Raw genomic sequence first — 15,027 nt, 5'->3', positions numbered from 1 at the left:
AGGACAATGCGATACGGACAAAGGTTCCAGCCTTCGCGGGGACCCGCGCTAGCTTAGAGGAACGGTTCCTCGCCCGGCTTGTGGATGCCGCATTCGGTCTTGTCCCAGCCCTTCCAACGACCAGAGCGCGCATCTTCGCCTTCGGCAACCTTGTGCGTGCACGGTGCGCAGCCGATCGAAGGATAACCCTCCGCCACCAGCGGGTGACGCGGCAGATCATGTTCTTCAAAATAGGCTTTGATATCGTCAGCTGACCAATCGATCAGCGGATTGATTTTCAGCCGGCCTTGGGCATCGGAAGTGTCGACTTCGAAGCGCGGCAGGTTTGCCCGCGTGCTCGATTGGAACGCTTTGCGCCCGGTAAAGCTCGCATCGTAATTCGCCAAAGCTTTGGCCAACGGGATCACTTTGCGGATTTCGCAGCAGCCATCGGGATCGTATGACCAGCGCAGTCCAGTCTCATCCTTCTTGGCAAGCTCCGCCTCGTCCGGGGTCAGCACGATCAGATTGGTGAGGCCGATCTTCGCCGCCACCTCGTCGCGGTAGGCAATCGTCTCTTCAAAATGCTTGCCAGTGTCGAGAAACAGCACCGGGACGCTCGGATCAACTTGCGCGATCAAGTGCAGCAAAACCGCGCTTTCCGCGCCAAAGCTGGATACGGTGGCAACGTCGCCTGCGAGGCTGCCCTTGAGCACGCCTTCGAGCATTTCCAGCGTGCTGGAGCCGCGAAACATGCGGTTGAGGCGCACGGCATCGTGCTCGGTAAAGCGCGGTCCGGTCTCTAACCGGTCGACTGCGCGCTCGTGCGCTTCGCCAGTCGTGAGCGGGGCTTCGGGCTTACTCATGGCGCAGCTCCGCAATTGTGCGGCGCGCATCGGCCGCGCTTTGATAGACATTGCCGAAGCCTTCAAAGGCGCGGCGCGCATCGTCCTCGTCAAGCGGTTTGTCCGGCGCAAAGGCGTCAAACCCGCAGCGTCGCATGTGCGAAAGCTGATCGATCAGCACATCGCCAACCGCGCGAAGTTCGCCTTCATATCCAGCCTCACGGAGGATCCGGGCAGCGGAATAGCCGCGTCCATCGCCAAAGCTTGGAAAGTTCACCTCCACCAGCGCAAGCCGGTCCAAGACGGGCAGAAGCACGCGCGCATCATCGCCCGGTTCGATCCGAACGGCGGTGGCGTTGGTTTGATCGCAGCACGCATCGACGGTGACTGTGCCGTGGTCCGCGACTTCATCATCGCGAAAACGGAATTGCACGTCGTCCGGGCTGGTTCCAAGATCGGTCTTATCCATAGAGCGCCTCCTTAAACGGGGTCATGCCGATGCGGCGGTAGGTGTCGAGGAAGCGTTCGCCATCCTCGCGCGTCTCAAGATAGACATCAGTGACGGTCTCAACCGCTTTGATCACGCCGTCCTCGTCAAAGCCGGGGCCGGTGATTTTGGCGAGGCTCACGTCTTCCGCTTCACTGCCGCCGAGGGACAGTTGGTAGTTTTCAGTGCCCTTCTTATCGACGCCGAGAATGCCGATATGGCCCGCATGGTGATGCCCGCAGGCATTGATGCAGCCAGAGATTTTGAGCTTCAGTTGGCCAAGCTCTTCGGTCCGGCCATTCTTCGCAAAATTCTCCGAAATCCGCTGAGCCAGTGGGATCGAGCGGGCATTGGCGAGCGCGCAGTAATCTAGGCCGGGGCAAGCGATGATGTCCTCAATCGTGTCGAGGTTTGGCGCGCCGAGATCTGCCGCTTCCAGCTCGGTCCAAAGCGCATGCAAATCGGCGATTTTGACATGCGGCAGGACGATATTCTGCGTGTGCATCACGCGCAGCTCGTCAAAGCTGTATTGCTTCGCGAGCTTCGCCATCAGACGCATCTGATCGCCGGTCGCATCGCCGGGAATACCGCCAACCGGCTTCAGGCTGATGACTGCGCTCACATAGCTGTCGTGCTTGTGACGCACGGTGTTGCGGTCGACCCATAGCGCAAAGTCGGGGTCAGAGCGGTCAACGCTCTTGGGTCCGTCTTCAAACGCGGGATCGGCAAAGAACGGCTTGATCCGCTCCAGCTCGGCTAGAGGCGGCTCAACGCCTTGTTCCAGCAGATGCGCGAACTCTTCTTCGACCTGGCGGGTGTATTCCTCTGCGCCCATTTCATGGACTAGGATCTTGATGCGCGCCTTGTACTTATTGTCGCGGCGGCCATAGCGATTGTAGACTCGCAGGCACGCCTCGGCATAGGTAACCAGCTGATCCAGCGGCACAAATTCACGGATTTGCGGCGCGATCATCGGGGTGCGGCCCATGCCGCCGCCGGCATAGAAGCTAGCGCCGACCTCGCCCGCGTCGTTCTTCACAATCTGAATGCCAATGTCGTGCAGGCGCATGGCCGCACGGTCAGTCTCCGCCGCGATGACGGCGATTTTGAACTTGCGCGGCAGATAGGTGAATTCCGGGTGGAAGCTCGACCATTGGCGCAGCAGCTCCGCATAGGGGCGCGGATCGATCAGCTCGTCGTGAGCCGCGCCCGCAAAGTGATCGGAGCTGATGTTGCGGATGCAATTGCCGCTGGTCTGGATCGCGTGCATCTCAACCTTGGACAGGTCGGCGAGAATGTCGGCGGCATCCTCCAGCTTGATCCAATTGTATTGCAGGTTTTGCCGTGTGGTGAAATGGCCATAACCCCGGTCATATTTGTCCGCGATATCGCCCAGCGCGGCCATCTGCTGCGAATTGAGCGTGCCATAGGGGATTGCGACCCGCAGCATGTAGGCATGGAGTTGCAGGTACAGACCGTTCATCAGCCGCAGCGGCTTGAACTGGTCTTCGGTCAGCTTGCCGTTGAGCCGGCGCTGAGCTTGATCGCGGAATTCCTCAACGCGGGCGTCGACCATCGCTTGGTCATATGAATCGTATTTATACATGTCAGATTACCCAATCCAGAGCTTCAGGGTCTTTGGGTTTGAGGGTGAGGTCCGGGCGGACCGTCGGCCCCAGAGCGCGAATGCGGTCTTTGATATGCGCTGGGCGAACCGAGCCGCCTTCTTCGCGGGTGGCATCGATTATGTAAGGCACGTTGACGCGCCGGGCGGCTTCCTCGGCGGCAAGGATTTGCTCGGCTTGATCGCCCGTATCAGCGGCATCATCGACATGGATTGACCAGCCTTGGCCGGTCCACCAGACGACATCGCCGCTTTTCAGATCATTGCCTGTAAGGATTTTCATGTGCGTGCCTCCACCGCGAGTTTCGAGAGGGTTATGTCGTCCCGCGCGGTCACATCGCCGATCACGATGAGTGCGGGGCTTTTGACTTTGTGGCCTGTTACGAGCTGCGGCAGACCCGCGAGCAATCCGCGCACAACCCGCATTTCCGGGCGCGCGGCGTTCTCAATCACGGCGACGGGGACATCGGGCGCAAGGCCGTCTGCCATCAATTTTTCCGCGATCTGCGGGGCGGTTTTGACGCCCATATAGATCACCAAAGTACGCCCTTTACCCGCAAGGCCAGACCAGTTCTGATCCGACAGACCTTTGCATTGGCCAGCGACAAAGCTGACAATGCTGGAGGCGTCGCGGTGGGTTAGGGCGATTTGCGCCGCTGCGGCTGCGCCATTGGCGGCGCTGATGCCGGGCACGATCACGACGGGGACACCGGCGGCGCGGGCGTCTTCGGCCTCTTCACCGCCGCGTCCGAACACCAGCGGATCGCCGCCCTTAAGGCGGATCACATCGCGGCCCTTCTTCGCCTCGCGGATCAGCAGAGCGTTGATATCATCCTGAGGCAGCGTGTGCCGCGCGCGCTGTTTCGCAACCGAGATAAACTCCGCCGCGGCGGGAGCCAGTGCGAGTATTTCCCGGCTCACCAGCCCGTCATGCACCACCAGCTCAGCCGCCTCGAGCAGCCGCGCCGCGCGCAAGGTCAGCAGATCGGGATCACCCGGGCCTGCGCCAACCAGATAGATTGTGCCTGTCTTTTCCATGAGGGCGAAATGGGCCGCTCGCCGCGATCACGCCAGTGAGAATGGATTTGCGCACCTTTAGCAAAGCTATTGCGCGCTCGTTGTAACCCCAGACCACCGGGGTTTAGACGGAGTTTTTGGCCGACATCACCTCGATCAAGCGGTCCATTTGCTTACTGGAGCGAAGGTGCAAATCGCGCTGAGGGAACGGGATTTCGATGTCGTTTTCTTTGAAGAGTTGCCAGATGCGCTTGTAGACATCAGAGCGGATGTTCGCGAGGCCCTCTTCCGGGTCTTGGATCCAGAAACGGATTTCAAAGTCGACTGAGTTGTCGCCAAAGCCCATGATGTTCACGCGCGGCTTTGGCGCGGGCAAAATCCGTTTCGTTTCGCTAACGGCTTGATAGAGCAGCTTTGAAACGAGATCCAAATCGCTGCCATAGGACACGCCAACCGGGGCTTTAACCCGCACATCGCGCGAGCTGTAAGACCAGTTCACCACCTGATTGACCATCAGGTTTTCGTTCGGGATCAAGTGCTCAGTTTGATCGCGGGTGATGACAGAAATTGCGCGGATGCCGATCTTGCGAATTTGGCCGATCGCTTCGTTTCCAGCCTGATCGGTGACGGAGATCACGTCGCCCGGTTTGATCGACTTATCCATCAGCAGCAAAATGCCAGATATCAGGTTGCCGAAGGTTTTTTGCAGACCGAAACCGATTGCGAGACCGAATGCGCCGCCGAAAAATGCGAGCGCTGTGAGGTCAATGCCGAGCATGTCGATCCCGATCAGGAACGCCAGCGCCCAGATCAGCACCGTGCTGAGCTTTTCAGCGAGCAGTTTTTGTGTGCTGTCGAACTTAGTGATGCGGCCGATCAGATTGCGGCTCATCCGGGTCGCAACCCACGCCAATGTGATCACAAACAGGATGACGCCAATCACCAGCAGCACATCAAGCAGGGAAATCCTGAAATTGCCCAGTTGGATCGCTGCGTCCTGAAGTGTTTGCAGCAAGGCGCCCGCCGTTTCGCTTTTCTCGCCGACGCCTTCGACAATGTTCTGTGATGCCTCAATCGCCTCTACTGGTTCTTCCGGCGTCGGCTCTGGCGTTGGAGCAGCTTCAGCGCCTTCTTCAACCGCTTCGCCGGTTTCGTTTTCCGGGCTGCTTCCTTCACCTTCTGCAGAAGGATCGGTGGTTTCGGTCACATCAACTGGTAGTGCGGCAGGTGCGGTCATAAATCTCTCATCACGGCAAAGCCTGTCTCAAGGTCTGCGATTAAGTCTGCTGGGTCTTCGAGACCAATCGATAGGCGGATACTCATAGCAGCGCTAGCGCTGTCATCGCCGTTCATCGCGGCTCCAGGCACAGCCATCTCGTCACGAATTGGCGCGGCGTCATAGGGCAGGGCGAGGCTCTCATATCCGCCCCAGGAATAGCCGATACCGAACAGTCTGAGATTGTCGACCAAGGCGGCGCGGCTTTCCGGAGTTGCATCGGCCAAAGTGAAGCTGAACAGGCCGCAGCCGCCGGTAAAATCGCGGCTCCACAATTCATAACCCGCATCGCCTTCCAGCACGGGGCAATGCACGGCGGCAACTTCTGGCCGCTCGCGCAGCCAAGCGGCGATCACGCGCGCGCTTTGAACGCCGCGATCCAGTCTGATCTCCATGGTGCGCAGACCGCGCATAGCCAGCGCAGCGTCATCGGGTGAGACGACATTGCCCATTTGCTGGCTTGTCTGTCGCAGACGGCGATAATAGCGCTCGCCCGCGCTCGCTGCGCCCATCATGAGGTCAGAATGCCCGCCGACATGCTTGGTCAAGCTCATCACGGAAATATCGCATCCGCGCTCAAGCGCTGGAAAACCAATCGCGCTCGCCCAGGTGTTGTCGATCAGGCTCACCGCGCCCCCCTCCCGTGCGATCCGGGTCAGCTCGGGCACATCGCAGACTTCCATCGTCAGGCTGCCCGGGCTTTCGAGCCACACGGCCTTGGTCCGTTCGCAAAACAGCGCCTGATAAGCGGCAATATCAAGCGGGTCGAAAAACCGCGCCTCCACCCCCCAACGCTTAAGAAAGCCCATCGCCATGATGCGTGAGGGCTCATAAGAATTGTCGCTGATCAGCAGGACATCGCCGGGTTTCAGGACGCTCAGCAGCGCGCCATTGATGGCTGCGACGCCGCTGGGATAGAGCATAGTGCCCGCCGCACCCGGCTCCAACTGGGTCAGCGCCTCGGCCAGCGCCCATTGCGTTGGTGCGCCCTGCCGGCCGTAGTAAAACTTGCCGTCTTTGGGTTGCGATCCGCCAGCTTTGCGGTCTGCTTCGCTGGCGTAAAGATGCGTGCTACCGCGCCAGACCGGCGGATTGACGACCGGGCCGGTCCATTCTTTTCGCCGCCCCGCGCCGACGATTTTCGTGCCGGTCTTCTTGCCTGATAGGTCGCCTGCCATGCCTAGTCCCTTGGCCCGGTGGACTTCGGCGTGGCCGGATCGCTGCCCCAATCGGACCGGCTGCCATCGTACAGCGCCCAGTCGGTCTTGCCGATCTGCGCCAGCGCAAGCAGCAAGACGCTGGCGGTGACGCCGCTGCCGCAGCTTGTGGTGATCGGCTTGTCCAGATCAATTCCGGTGTTCTTAAAGGCACTGCGCAATTCGTCAGCCGGTTTGAAGGTGCCGTCTTCATTAAAAAGCTCGCTAAACGGCAGGTTGTAAGAGCCGGGAATACGACCACCTTCTACGCCATGCACGGGGTCTGCGCCTGCGCCCTCGAACCGGTCGGTGCTGCGCGCGTCCAATACTTGCTCTACCTGTGTTTCCAGGTTGGCGAGCATATCAGCCTTTATCCGCAAGCGTTTTGGCTGGCTCAGCTCAGGCATGCCGCTGGCTTCGGCATCCGTCTCTCCAGCCTCGAGCGGGCGGCCTTCCGCGCGCCATTTGGCAAGGCCGCCATCAAGCACCGCGACCGGCGCGATCCATAAGGATGTGAGCAGATACCAAGCGCGCGCGGAGGTTTTCACCGCGCTGTCGTCATAGATCACAATGCGATTGCCCAGCTGAATGCCCAGCTCTGCAATGCGCGTCGCCAATTGCTCTGGTCGAGGCAGGGCAGAGGGCACGTCGCTGGTCTGATCGACCAGGCTGGCCAGATCGAGGAACCGCGCGCCGGGAATATGCGCGGCGGCGAATTCAGCGCGGGCGTCGCGGCCCGCCGCTGGCAGGTGGAGCGAGGCGTCGAGAACCACCAAATCCTGATCGCTGAGTGCGTCAGCCAGCCACTCGGTGCTGACGAGATTTTCGGTCATTTGGTCCATGCGGCAAAGCGGTAGCGCGCTGGGCCGCCGCCGCCAAGTGCCCGCTTATGCCGGTTGAATATCCAGTTCCCGCACCCGCAGGCCAGGAATGCCGCCCGGCGGTGTGTTAAGCGGGATCGGCTGGAGCCGCGCGGCGCTCGCTGTGCTGGGCTGGCCGACGACATAATGGCGCGTCACCGGTTCGCCATTGCCCTGTGTGACAGTGATCTGCAGCAGCGGCACGAACAGCGGGACATTGCCCTGACGCATCACCTGCAATTTGCTGGTCGGCAATTGCACCTGCCCGCTCTCGGAATGAGTCTTGTTTGGGCCGATGCGTGGGATAACCACCGGCGCTGGGCGGTCAAAGCCCAGGGCGGCGCTGCCCGGCGCAGCTCCGCTTTGAGCGCTGGTGAGGATTGCGGAGATGGACACGTCGCGCACCGCATTGGGGGTGCGATTGGCGAGGTTCAGGCGGTAGTCGAGCGTGAAGTTCATGACGCTGCGGGTTGCGCGCACGATCTCAATATCAATGTCGATCCGCGCGGGCGCGCTGGGAATTGGCGCGGCCTCCTCTGTTGGCTCGCTGGCCATGGCCATGGCCGTAGCGGGAGCGGGGATTGTGCTTGCTGTTACATTATTGCTGGCGGTTGCGGGTGCTGGCTCGCTTGGAGCAGGATTAAGCTCTGGCTCGTGGCGCCCCGCTACCTTTGGTCGCTCGATTTCGGGAACAGCGACGGCGGCTGTTCCGCGCCTGAGGAACAAGGCCCCACCGATCATCAAGGCGAGCAATGTCAGCCCGCCAGCAATCCATGCCCATAGCGGTATCGTGCCGCTCGCTTCTTCGGCTGCGGTGCCTGTTGCTTCCGTATCTGGGATCGAAGCATCGGGCAGCGGGACGTTGGTGTCAAAACCGGGGGTTGTCGAACCGGGGGTTCCCGCATCCGTCGGTGCTGTCACTGAAGGCGATGCGGCGCCGGGAACGGTAGTGCCCGCATTGCCCGGTGTGCCTTCCGGCCCTGTCGCCGGACGCCTCGTTGGAATGGCTGAACTCGGGGCCGAACCTGCCGCTCCGGTTGCCTCGGGAGACACAGTGTCGCTTGGGCTGAGGACCGGCGTTATTGTTGGCGTAGGGGTCGGTAGGGCGCTAGGCGGCGCGGCCTGCGTTGGCGTAGGCGCTGGCGTATCCGTTGGAATGACGCGCGGCGGCAAAGCGGCTGGACCGGTGTCATCTGCTGGGCCTTCCACCTCTGGCCGGGGCGTGGGCGTGCTGGTCGGCAGGGTGAAGCCGCCCGGTGAGGACTGGGCCACGGTCGGCGCAGCCGCAGCAAGGCCCAGCACAACTAGGGCGCATATCATCGCCGCTTTGTGCGCGGACAAAATCCGAAAAGAAGAAACAGCAAGCATGATCTTTGGCGTAGCGGGTCTTTTCAAAATGGCTGTGTGCACGGGCGCACTGGCCATAGCACTTTGTAGGGGCGGCCGGGCAGCGCGATGACAACATATCAGCGCAGCACTGCCACCGCATGTCTGACATAGATATTAACGCCGCTCCGTCCAGCTTGTCGCTTGCATGGAGCGCGCTTTCGCGGCAACAGCGCGGCATGGAAACCACACCTAACGATCCCGCTGCGCCTGCATTTTTGGGCAAAGACACGCCGCTGCCGACCTCTCCAGAAGAGGCGGTGCTCGATTATGTGCCGAACCCGCGCAAGGGATCGCTGTTTCTGGTGCGCTTTGCGGCGCCAGAGTTCACGTCGCTATGCCCGGTCACCGATCAGCCCGATTTTGCGCATTTGGTGATCGATTATGCGCCGGGCGACACGATTGTGGAGTCCAAAAGCCTCAAGCTGTTTCTGGGCAGTTTTCGCAATCACAACGGCTTTCACGAGGATGTGACGGTCGGCATTGGCCAGCGGCTGGTCGAGGAAATGAAGCCCCAATGGCTGCGCATTGGCGGCTATTGGTATCCGCGCGGCGGCATTCCGATTGATGTGTTCTGGCAAACAGGCGCCGCGCCAGAGGGCCTGTGGGTGCCCGATCAAGGCGTTCAGCCCTATCGCGGGCGGGGGTAGGCAAAGTCGATCTGTTGCATCGCGTGACATGTCGACTTTGTACAATAATTGTCTTTAGGAACCAGCTAAACTCATTCGGGGAATACTTTGGGGCGGGTGAAGTTTGCCAATTTCAACGGCTTGGCTCAATGGGCTCAACTTGCCTGTAATGGCCGCCGTTAATTCTCGGATCGCATTTAGCCGCCCCTTTCACTGTGTTGGAAGGGAAATACGCATGAAAAATACGCTTTTGGTCTCGACGATTTTGTCGCTCGGCTGCGCGGCCGCATTAGTCCTGGCTCCGCAGGAGGTCCTTGCAGAGGCGTGTCTGCTGGACACAAATGAAGACGGTAATGCCGACTCCAACGTTGATACAACGGGCGGCGCGATTTCTGATGACGGTAATAATGAGCTGGCTTGCGGAGTGGGATCAGATGCCTCTGGCGCCAGCAGTACGGCCATTGGCGGGAACTCGGCTGCTACCGGCGCGAACACTTTAGCTGCCGGATCTCGATGCAAACTCAGAGGGTGACAACAGCACCGCAATTGGCGTCGATGCTGGCGCGACCGATATCAGCGCGACCGCTTTGGGGTATCAGTCCCTGGCTGGGAATGGCGATACAACGGCAATTGGCCGATCCGCTCAGGCGCTGGGAATAGGCACCACCGCGCTCGGGCGCAGCTCGTCTGCTGGCGGAGCGAACTCTATCGCGATTGGTACGGATGCAGGCGATGCTGATAGTTTGGGGGCTAACTCGAGCGGGGATTCCTCGATCGCAATTGGTGCGGATACGGCTGCAGGTGGTCCATCCGCTATTGCGATTGGTGGGCGCAGCAATGCTACGCAGACAGGAACAATTGCCATCGGCGGTGATGGCAATGATTTCGGCACCATGGGTGCGCAGGCAACAGGTGTTTTGGCAATAGCTATTGGCGCTGATGCAACGGCAAGCAGCAATGGCAGCATGGCTTTGGGCGTTGATGCTAGTGCAAGTGGCTTTAGCAGCACAGCCTTAGGTGTATTGTCAAACGCCACAATGACCGGCGCGATCGCTGTAGGTGGTGATGTGGATGGAGACTTTTTCGGCGCGCAGGCGTCCGGCATTGCGGCCATTGCGTTAGGAGCGGATGCGAATGCTCAGCAGGATAACGGGATTGCAATTGGTGCAGGCGCGAGTGCGACGCGGGTGAGCGCTTTGGCTGTGGGTGCAGACGCTTTGGCTGAATCGGCTCGGGCAACCGCGCTTGGCGAGGATGCTGTGGCCCGCGGTGATGATGCCTTTGCATTGGGGAACAGAACCTTTGCTCGCGGTGCGAATGCAACCGCGATTGGCGGCTCGGCCCGTGCAACGATTGCCGGCGCGACAGCGATTGGCGCTGGCGCACGCGGGCAGGCCGCGAATGCTCTGGCGCTGGGTAACGGCGCGCTGGTCAATCAAGAAGGCTCGACCGCGATTGGGGCTGGCGCTGCAACCACGGCAGCCAATCAGGTAACGCTGGGCGGGACAGGTTCATCGGTGCGGATTGGCGATATCGATGCGAGCACGGCGGCTCAGGTTGGCCCTGTTGATGCGGTGACAGTGGATGCCAATGGCACTTTGGGCCGACAGAGCGTGGCCACAGCCGCCTCGGTCGACAATGTGCGGGTGGCGCTTAATGCGGTCGCGCAGGTCTCCACCGCGCAGTTCGATGCGCTCAGCGGGCGGGTGCAGGCCATCGATTTCCAGCCGGATCAACTCGACAATGATGTCCGCAGCGGTGTGGCGGCGGCGATGGCGCTGACTGATGCGCCAATGCCGTCACGTCCTGGTGGAACGAGCTATATCGGGAAGGGCGCGACGTTTCGGGGTGAGTTTGGCTTTAGCTTGGGCCTGACCCACCGGCTCAGCAGCGATCAGCCGTTCGCGATTTCGGCCAGCGTCAGCCACGCGGGCGGCAACAACACCGGGGCAAGCGTCGCGTTTTCTGGTGAGTTTTGAGGAGAGGCGCAGCCTGCCAGCTCGATCGTTGCCCGAGCCAACGCTTGCCGCGCCATCAATGCTGAAAAAGTGGGAAGTGGTGCCGGCTGCAAGATTCGAACTCGCGGCCCCCTGATTACAAATCAGGTGCTCTACCAACTGAGCTAAGCCGGCCCATTGCCATCCGCTTCTTGAGCGGAAACGCCCGCTAGCCGCAAAACACCCTCAATGTCTAGACCTTCATTGCTGCGAGTTTGCAGAACAGGCTTTGCAGTTCGTAGAAAAAACGGCCTGAATAGGTCATTCCTCCCTTGTCTTACGCTTTGCTAAGATACATCGTAGGTGGGCATAAGAGGACTGAATGGTGGATCACGAGCAGCATATAGATGAGGCGTTTGAGGCCAATAGCAAATCGGTATTGGCCGCGTATTTGCTATGGTTCTTTTTCGGAATGTTCAACGTTCACCGCTTCTACGCGGGCAAGACCAAATCTGCTGTTATCCGCCTGATTATGGCCTGCACCGTCATTCTGTTGCCCATAGTGGCGCTGTTATGGGTCATCGATCTGTTTCTGATCCCCTCGATGATCGGTGAGCAAAATCTCAAAACGATCAATTTGATCAAAGCCGGCGCAGGTGGGGCAGCTCCAGATCGGAATAATAGGGATAAGCCTCGCCCTGTTCTGACCGAAGCGGACAAGCGCCGAGAGGCGATGATCGAAGATCTGCGCGCCACCGGATACCGCAAAGAGCGGCGCGATATTTTCAGCCCTTATAACTAGGCTGGTCAACAGGGCCTAGAACGCGCCGAAGGTCCAGCCTTCGACGCGGGCGATCTCTGCCGTCAGTGTGCGCGGCTCCCAGCGCTCAGGCTCCTTATGCACTTTGCGCAGCCAGGCCGCGGTCAGCAAAGCGTCAGAGGAATGGTCATCAATCTCGCCAATTTGCGCAACCGGCGGGCTGTCCAATCCCTCCAGCGCCGCGTTTAGATCGGCATAGGTCAGCAATTTGGTGCGCCCGCCGCGCCCGCCCATGCTGGCGGCGGCCTCTTTGGCGGCAAGCCCGGTGTAAATCTCCACCAGCATCGACCCGCGCGTCGGGTGCTTGGGCGGGATAGGCTGCACTGGCCAGACCGGCAGATGCCCTTTGAGGTGATGCAGCATACGCATGCCGGTCAGCGAGCTTTTGCCAACTTGCGCCGCGCCGACGAGGTTGAAATTGCTGACCGGGCGGCATTTTTGCGCGCGCTGAGCGGTCTCTGCCTGCCGAAAGCGGCCCTCGCGAGAAATGGCATCGGGCAGATGAAAGCGGTCGCCGACATTGTCCTTGCTGTGCCGAAAATAGCGCGCGGCCTCTGGGTGGCTGAGGAAGCTGTGCGCGCCCAAATGCGGGTCATTGGCGCAGATCCGGTCGATCAATTCCCACAGGCCATTGGCGTGGCGCGGGCTTTCTTTCCAGCCCGGAAAATACGCGCCCGCATCCACAAACGGCAGGCTGATGCCAAGATCAATCCCGACGAGCGTGTTGGAAGGCAGCTCGTCGCGCAGCAATGAAAGCACTTCGGTGCGCGCCCAGCCGCGCGGTGGGGCTTCAACCAGCACGGGTGGGCCGCCTTTGGCATCGGCGAGCGCTAAGGCAATGCCCTTGTGCCGCTCTCCCTTCGCGCCCGACCAATCGATCGCCAGAAAGTGATCAAAATCGCGCATCAATAGCTGGGGCAGATGTCGCCCAGCGTCAGCGCCCAGCCGCCAGCCGCGCCTGCGACATAGCGGTCGCGCTTGTATTTTGAGAGATCGTTCCAGCCAGTCACACGTTCGATCGGAATGGCTGATAGGTGCAGGCAATCCTCGCCCTCCCAGCGGTCAATCCGCCAATCGGCGAGGAAAGGCGTGTTGGTTTCGACCCGCAGCGGCGTCCAGCCAGCGGGATAGATGCGCCACACGGCAAAGCCTTCAAACCCGCCCCATCCGGTTTCGCTGTGTTGCATCACGGCGAAGCTGCTGTTTGAAGGTGAGAAATTGGGCTTGGTTCCGATCTCCATGGATTGCCCGGCGCCAGCGGTATCAATCAAGACGTACCCCCAGGCCTCATATCCCTGCCAATCAAAGCCGAGGAAGCGATCATTAAAGCGTTGGTAGTTGTCAGCGACATAGAACCAAGCGGTCTCAACGCAGTGAACCGCGCCCATTTGGGTTCGAACTGCAATCCAATTCATGGATGAACTGGCGTGTTTGGCCCAATCACTTGGGAGCTTTAGCGGCGCTTCGCGGCTAGGATAGTCGCCTTCCAAGATGGGTTTGGCGGGGCATTGCTTTTGCGCATCGGGCGGCGATGCGGCGGCGGCGTTTGATTGCGCTGAGGCGGGAGCGGCGCAGGTGAGGGCCGCCAGCGCTGCGCCCATTATTCCCCGCGCAATTCGGCCCGTCTGTTTGCCCACCATTCCATTCGCTCCTTCACCTTGCGCTCAAACCCGCGTTCGACCGGCGCGTAATAGTCCTGAGGCTCCATCCCCTCCGGCCAGTAATTGTCGCCGGAAAAGCCATCTTCTGCATTGTGATCGTAGGCGTAGCCTTTGCCATAGCCAATGTCTTTCATCAGCTTAGTCGGCGCGTTTAAGATGTTTTGTGGCGGCATCAGACTGCCCGTTTCGCGCGCGGATTTGAACGCGGCCTTTTGCGCCCCGTAGGCAGCGTTCGATTTGGGCGCAGTGGCGAGATAGAGGCAGGCCTGAACAATCGCGAGCTCACCTTCCGGGCTGCCGAGAAACTCATAGGCGTCCTTGGCCGCCAGACATTGGGTGAGCGCATTTGGGTCAGCCAGGCCAATGTCTTCGCTAGCAAAGCGGACCAGGCGGCGCAGGACATACATCGGCTCTTCACCGGCCGTCAGCATCCGCGCCATGTAATAGAGTGCCGCCTGCGGATCGGAGCCGCGCAAGCTCTTGTGCAGCGCGCTGATGAGGTTGTAATGCCCCTCGCGGTCCTTGTCATAGACCGCGACGCGCCGCTGCAGGAATTGGCCGAGGGCGGCGGGATCGAGCGGTTCGGATAGCGCTGCGTTGTAGAGCGTTTCCGCTTGACCCAGCAGGAACCGGCCATCGCCATCCGCGCTTGCGATGAGCGCCGCACGCGCATCCTCAGAGAGGGGAGGGGGCCTTCGAGCGCCTCTGCGCGGGCCAGCAATGCCTCCAGTGCTTCATGGCTGAGACGCTCCAGGATCAGCACTTGGCTGCGGCTGAGCAGCGCGGCGTTGAGTTCAAAGCTGGGGTTCTCAGTGGTCGCGCCAACGAGCGTCACCGTCCCGCGCTCTACGAACGGCAGAAAGCCGTCCTGCTGCGCGCGGTTGAAGCGGTGGATCTCGTCCACGAACAGCAGCGTGCGCTGGCCCGCACCGGCCATTTTATCGGCCTCTGCAAAGGCTTTCTTGAGGTCCGCCACGCCGGAAAACACCGCGCTGATTGAGACGAAGCGCATGCCCACACTGTCGGCCAGCAGGCGCGCTATGCTGGTCTTGCCCGTGCCCGGCGGCCCCCACAGGATCATGCTGGAAAGCTTACCCGCCGCGACCATTCGCCCAATCGCGCCGGTCGGCCCGGTCAGGTGTTCTTGGCCGATAATTTCGCCAAGATCGCGCGGGCGCAGCCGGTCGGCCAGCGGCGCGTCATCACGCGGCTGGTCAGGCCCTCCAGACGGCCCCGAGGCAGGCGGCGGCGCATCATTTCCAAACAAGTCAGTCATTCGTCTGGTCTGATAAGGCGCTGGTCGGAAAATG

15 protein-coding genes, 1 tRNA gene and 2 pseudogenes are annotated in these 15,027 nt (G+C 60.6%); 5 read left to right on the top strand and 13 right to left on the bottom strand.

Annotated features, from left to right (window positions below; translation table 11 throughout):
• Positions 1 to 53: 53 nt before the first annotated feature.
• The 9 genes from AC0V6M_RS01685 to AC0V6M_RS01645 all read right to left on the bottom strand — a co-directional run bounded on the left by AC0V6M_RS01685 (position 54) and on the right by AC0V6M_RS01645 (position 8,604).
• Positions 54 to 845, bottom strand: a complete 792-nt coding sequence (locus tag AC0V6M_RS01685; protein ID WP_486137131.1) for a phosphoadenylyl-sulfate reductase — start codon at positions 843 to 845, stop codon at positions 54 to 56.
• On the bottom strand, positions 838 to 1,293 hold the full coding sequence (locus AC0V6M_RS01680; RefSeq protein WP_486137130.1) for a DUF934 domain-containing protein: 456 nt from the start codon (positions 1,291 to 1,293) through the stop codon (positions 838 to 840). The genes AC0V6M_RS01685 and AC0V6M_RS01680 overlap by 8 nt, the downstream gene beginning before the upstream one ends.
• Positions 1,286 to 2,917 (bottom strand): nitrite/sulfite reductase, encoded by a 1,632-nt coding sequence (locus tag AC0V6M_RS01675; RefSeq protein ID WP_486137129.1) that lies wholly within the window; start codon positions 2,915 to 2,917, stop codon positions 1,286 to 1,288. Before AC0V6M_RS01675 ends, AC0V6M_RS01680 begins: the two co-directional genes overlap by 8 nt.
• 1 nt (position 2,918) lies before the next feature.
• Positions 2,919 to 3,218, bottom strand: a complete 300-nt coding sequence (locus AC0V6M_RS01670) for a DUF2849 domain-containing protein (protein ID WP_486137128.1) — start codon at positions 3,216 to 3,218, stop codon at positions 2,919 to 2,921.
• On the bottom strand, positions 3,215 to 3,973 hold the full coding sequence (cobA, locus tag AC0V6M_RS01665; protein WP_486137127.1) for a uroporphyrinogen-III C-methyltransferase: 759 nt from the start codon (positions 3,971 to 3,973) through the stop codon (positions 3,215 to 3,217). The genes AC0V6M_RS01670 and cobA overlap by 4 nt, the downstream gene beginning before the upstream one ends.
• 103 nt (positions 3,974 to 4,076) lie before the next feature.
• The gene (locus AC0V6M_RS01660) at positions 4,077 to 5,189 is read right to left on the bottom strand and encodes a mechanosensitive ion channel family protein (protein WP_486137126.1); all 1,113 of its coding nucleotides are present in this window, start codon (positions 5,187 to 5,189) and stop codon (positions 4,077 to 4,079) included.
• Complete coding sequence (metC, locus tag AC0V6M_RS01655; protein ID WP_486137125.1) at positions 5,186 to 6,406, bottom strand: cystathionine beta-lyase; 1,221 nt, start codon at positions 6,404 to 6,406, stop codon at positions 5,186 to 5,188. The genes AC0V6M_RS01660 and metC overlap by 4 nt, the downstream gene beginning before the upstream one ends.
• Positions 6,407 to 6,408: 2 nt before the next feature.
• Complete coding sequence (locus AC0V6M_RS01650; RefSeq protein WP_486137124.1) at positions 6,409 to 7,257, bottom strand: sulfurtransferase; 849 nt, start codon at positions 7,255 to 7,257, stop codon at positions 6,409 to 6,411.
• A gap of 54 nt (positions 7,258 to 7,311) precedes the next feature.
• Positions 7,312 to 8,604, bottom strand: coding sequence for a hypothetical protein (locus AC0V6M_RS01645; protein WP_486137123.1), 1,293 nt, complete (start codon positions 8,602 to 8,604; stop codon positions 7,312 to 7,314).
• Between the two features lie 245 nt (positions 8,605 to 8,849).
• Here AC0V6M_RS01645 and queF point away from each other — a divergent pair, with 245 nt between their 5' ends.
• The 4 genes and pseudogenes from queF to AC0V6M_RS01625 all read left to right on the top strand — a co-directional run bounded on the left by queF (position 8,850) and on the right by AC0V6M_RS01625 (position 11,278).
• Positions 8,850 to 9,320 (top strand): preQ(1) synthase, encoded by a 471-nt coding sequence (queF, locus tag AC0V6M_RS01640; RefSeq protein ID WP_486139552.1) that lies wholly within the window; start codon positions 8,850 to 8,852, stop codon positions 9,318 to 9,320.
• Between the two features lie 214 nt (positions 9,321 to 9,534).
• On the top strand, positions 9,535 to 9,831 hold the full coding sequence (locus tag AC0V6M_RS01635; protein ID WP_486137122.1) for a hypothetical protein: 297 nt from the start codon (positions 9,535 to 9,537) through the stop codon (positions 9,829 to 9,831).
• Positions 9,800 to 9,865 (top strand): annotated as a pseudogene (locus AC0V6M_RS01630) (hypothetical protein); the annotation flags it as partial. The gene AC0V6M_RS01635 and the pseudogene AC0V6M_RS01630, both read left to right, overlap by 32 nt.
• Positions 9,866 to 9,886: 21 nt before the next feature.
• A complete protein-coding gene (locus AC0V6M_RS01625) occupies positions 9,887 to 11,278 on the top strand; it encodes a hypothetical protein (protein WP_486137121.1) in 1,392 nt (463 codons plus the stop codon).
• 77 nt (positions 11,279 to 11,355) lie between these two features.
• Here AC0V6M_RS01625 and AC0V6M_RS01620 read toward each other — a convergent pair.
• Positions 11,356 to 11,431, bottom strand: a tRNA-Thr gene (locus tag AC0V6M_RS01620).
• Between the two features lie 187 nt (positions 11,432 to 11,618).
• On the opposite strand from AC0V6M_RS01620, the gene AC0V6M_RS01615 reads away from it, so the two are divergent.
• On the top strand, positions 11,619 to 12,038 hold the full coding sequence (locus tag AC0V6M_RS01615; RefSeq protein WP_486137120.1) for a TM2 domain-containing protein: 420 nt from the start codon (positions 11,619 to 11,621) through the stop codon (positions 12,036 to 12,038).
• Between the two features lie 15 nt (positions 12,039 to 12,053).
• Here AC0V6M_RS01615 and AC0V6M_RS01610 read toward each other — a convergent pair whose 3' ends face one another.
• The 3 genes and pseudogenes from AC0V6M_RS01610 to AC0V6M_RS01600 form a co-directional block, all read right to left on the bottom strand.
• Positions 12,054 to 12,962 (bottom strand): hypothetical protein, encoded by a 909-nt coding sequence (locus AC0V6M_RS01610; protein ID WP_486137119.1) that lies wholly within the window; start codon positions 12,960 to 12,962, stop codon positions 12,054 to 12,056.
• A complete protein-coding gene (locus AC0V6M_RS01605) occupies positions 12,962 to 13,696 on the bottom strand; it encodes a hypothetical protein (RefSeq protein ID WP_486137117.1) in 735 nt (244 codons plus the stop codon). Before AC0V6M_RS01605 ends, AC0V6M_RS01610 begins: the two co-directional genes overlap by 1 nt.
• Positions 13,657 to 14,993 (bottom strand): annotated as a pseudogene (locus AC0V6M_RS01600) (replication-associated recombination protein A). The gene AC0V6M_RS01605 and the pseudogene AC0V6M_RS01600 overlap by 40 nt, the downstream one beginning before the upstream one ends.
• Positions 14,994 to 15,027: the final 34 nt, after the last annotated feature.

Source organism: Erythrobacter sp. JB3-1 (assembly GCF_057364995.1).
The sequence above is the reverse complement of the archived record's forward strand: the minus strand, read 5'-3'. Positions and strand labels throughout refer to the sequence as shown.

Excerpts from the sequence above, each read along its gene's own strand:
- queF (WP_486139552.1), top strand. The coding sequence starts at position 8,850 with ATGGAAACCACACCTAACGATCCCGCTGCGCCTGCATTTTTGGGCAAA.
- AC0V6M_RS01675 (WP_486137129.1), bottom strand. The coding sequence starts at position 2,917 with ATGTATAAATACGATTCATATGACCAAGCGATGGTCGACGCCCGCGTT.
- AC0V6M_RS01650 (WP_486137124.1), bottom strand. The coding sequence starts at position 7,257 with ATGACCGAAAATCTCGTCAGCACCGAGTGGCTGGCTGACGCACTCAGC.
- AC0V6M_RS01635 (WP_486137122.1), top strand. The coding sequence starts at position 9,535 with ATGAAAAATACGCTTTTGGTCTCGACGATTTTGTCGCTCGGCTGCGCG.
- AC0V6M_RS01645 (WP_486137123.1), bottom strand. The coding sequence starts at position 8,604 with ATGATATGCGCCCTAGTTGTGCTGGGCCTTGCTGCGGCTGCGCCGACC.
- metC (WP_486137125.1), bottom strand. The coding sequence starts at position 6,406 with ATGGCAGGCGACCTATCAGGCAAGAAGACCGGCACGAAAATCGTCGGC.
- AC0V6M_RS01610 (WP_486137119.1), bottom strand. The coding sequence starts at position 12,962 with ATGCGCGATTTTGATCACTTTCTGGCGATCGATTGGTCGGGCGCGAAG.
- AC0V6M_RS01685 (WP_486137131.1), bottom strand. The coding sequence starts at position 845 with ATGAGTAAGCCCGAAGCCCCGCTCACGACTGGCGAAGCGCACGAGCGC.
- AC0V6M_RS01615 (WP_486137120.1), top strand. The coding sequence starts at position 11,619 with ATGGTGGATCACGAGCAGCATATAGATGAGGCGTTTGAGGCCAATAGC.
- AC0V6M_RS01660 (WP_486137126.1), bottom strand. The coding sequence starts at position 5,189 with ATGACCGCACCTGCCGCACTACCAGTTGATGTGACCGAAACCACCGAT.
- cobA (WP_486137127.1), bottom strand. The coding sequence starts at position 3,973 with ATGGAAAAGACAGGCACAATCTATCTGGTTGGCGCAGGCCCGGGTGAT.
- AC0V6M_RS01605 (WP_486137117.1), bottom strand. The coding sequence starts at position 13,696 with ATGGTGGGCAAACAGACGGGCCGAATTGCGCGGGGAATAATGGGCGCA.
- AC0V6M_RS01680 (WP_486137130.1), bottom strand. The coding sequence starts at position 1,293 with ATGGATAAGACCGATCTTGGAACCAGCCCGGACGACGTGCAATTCCGT.
- AC0V6M_RS01670 (WP_486137128.1), bottom strand. The coding sequence starts at position 3,218 with ATGAAAATCCTTACAGGCAATGATCTGAAAAGCGGCGATGTCGTCTGG.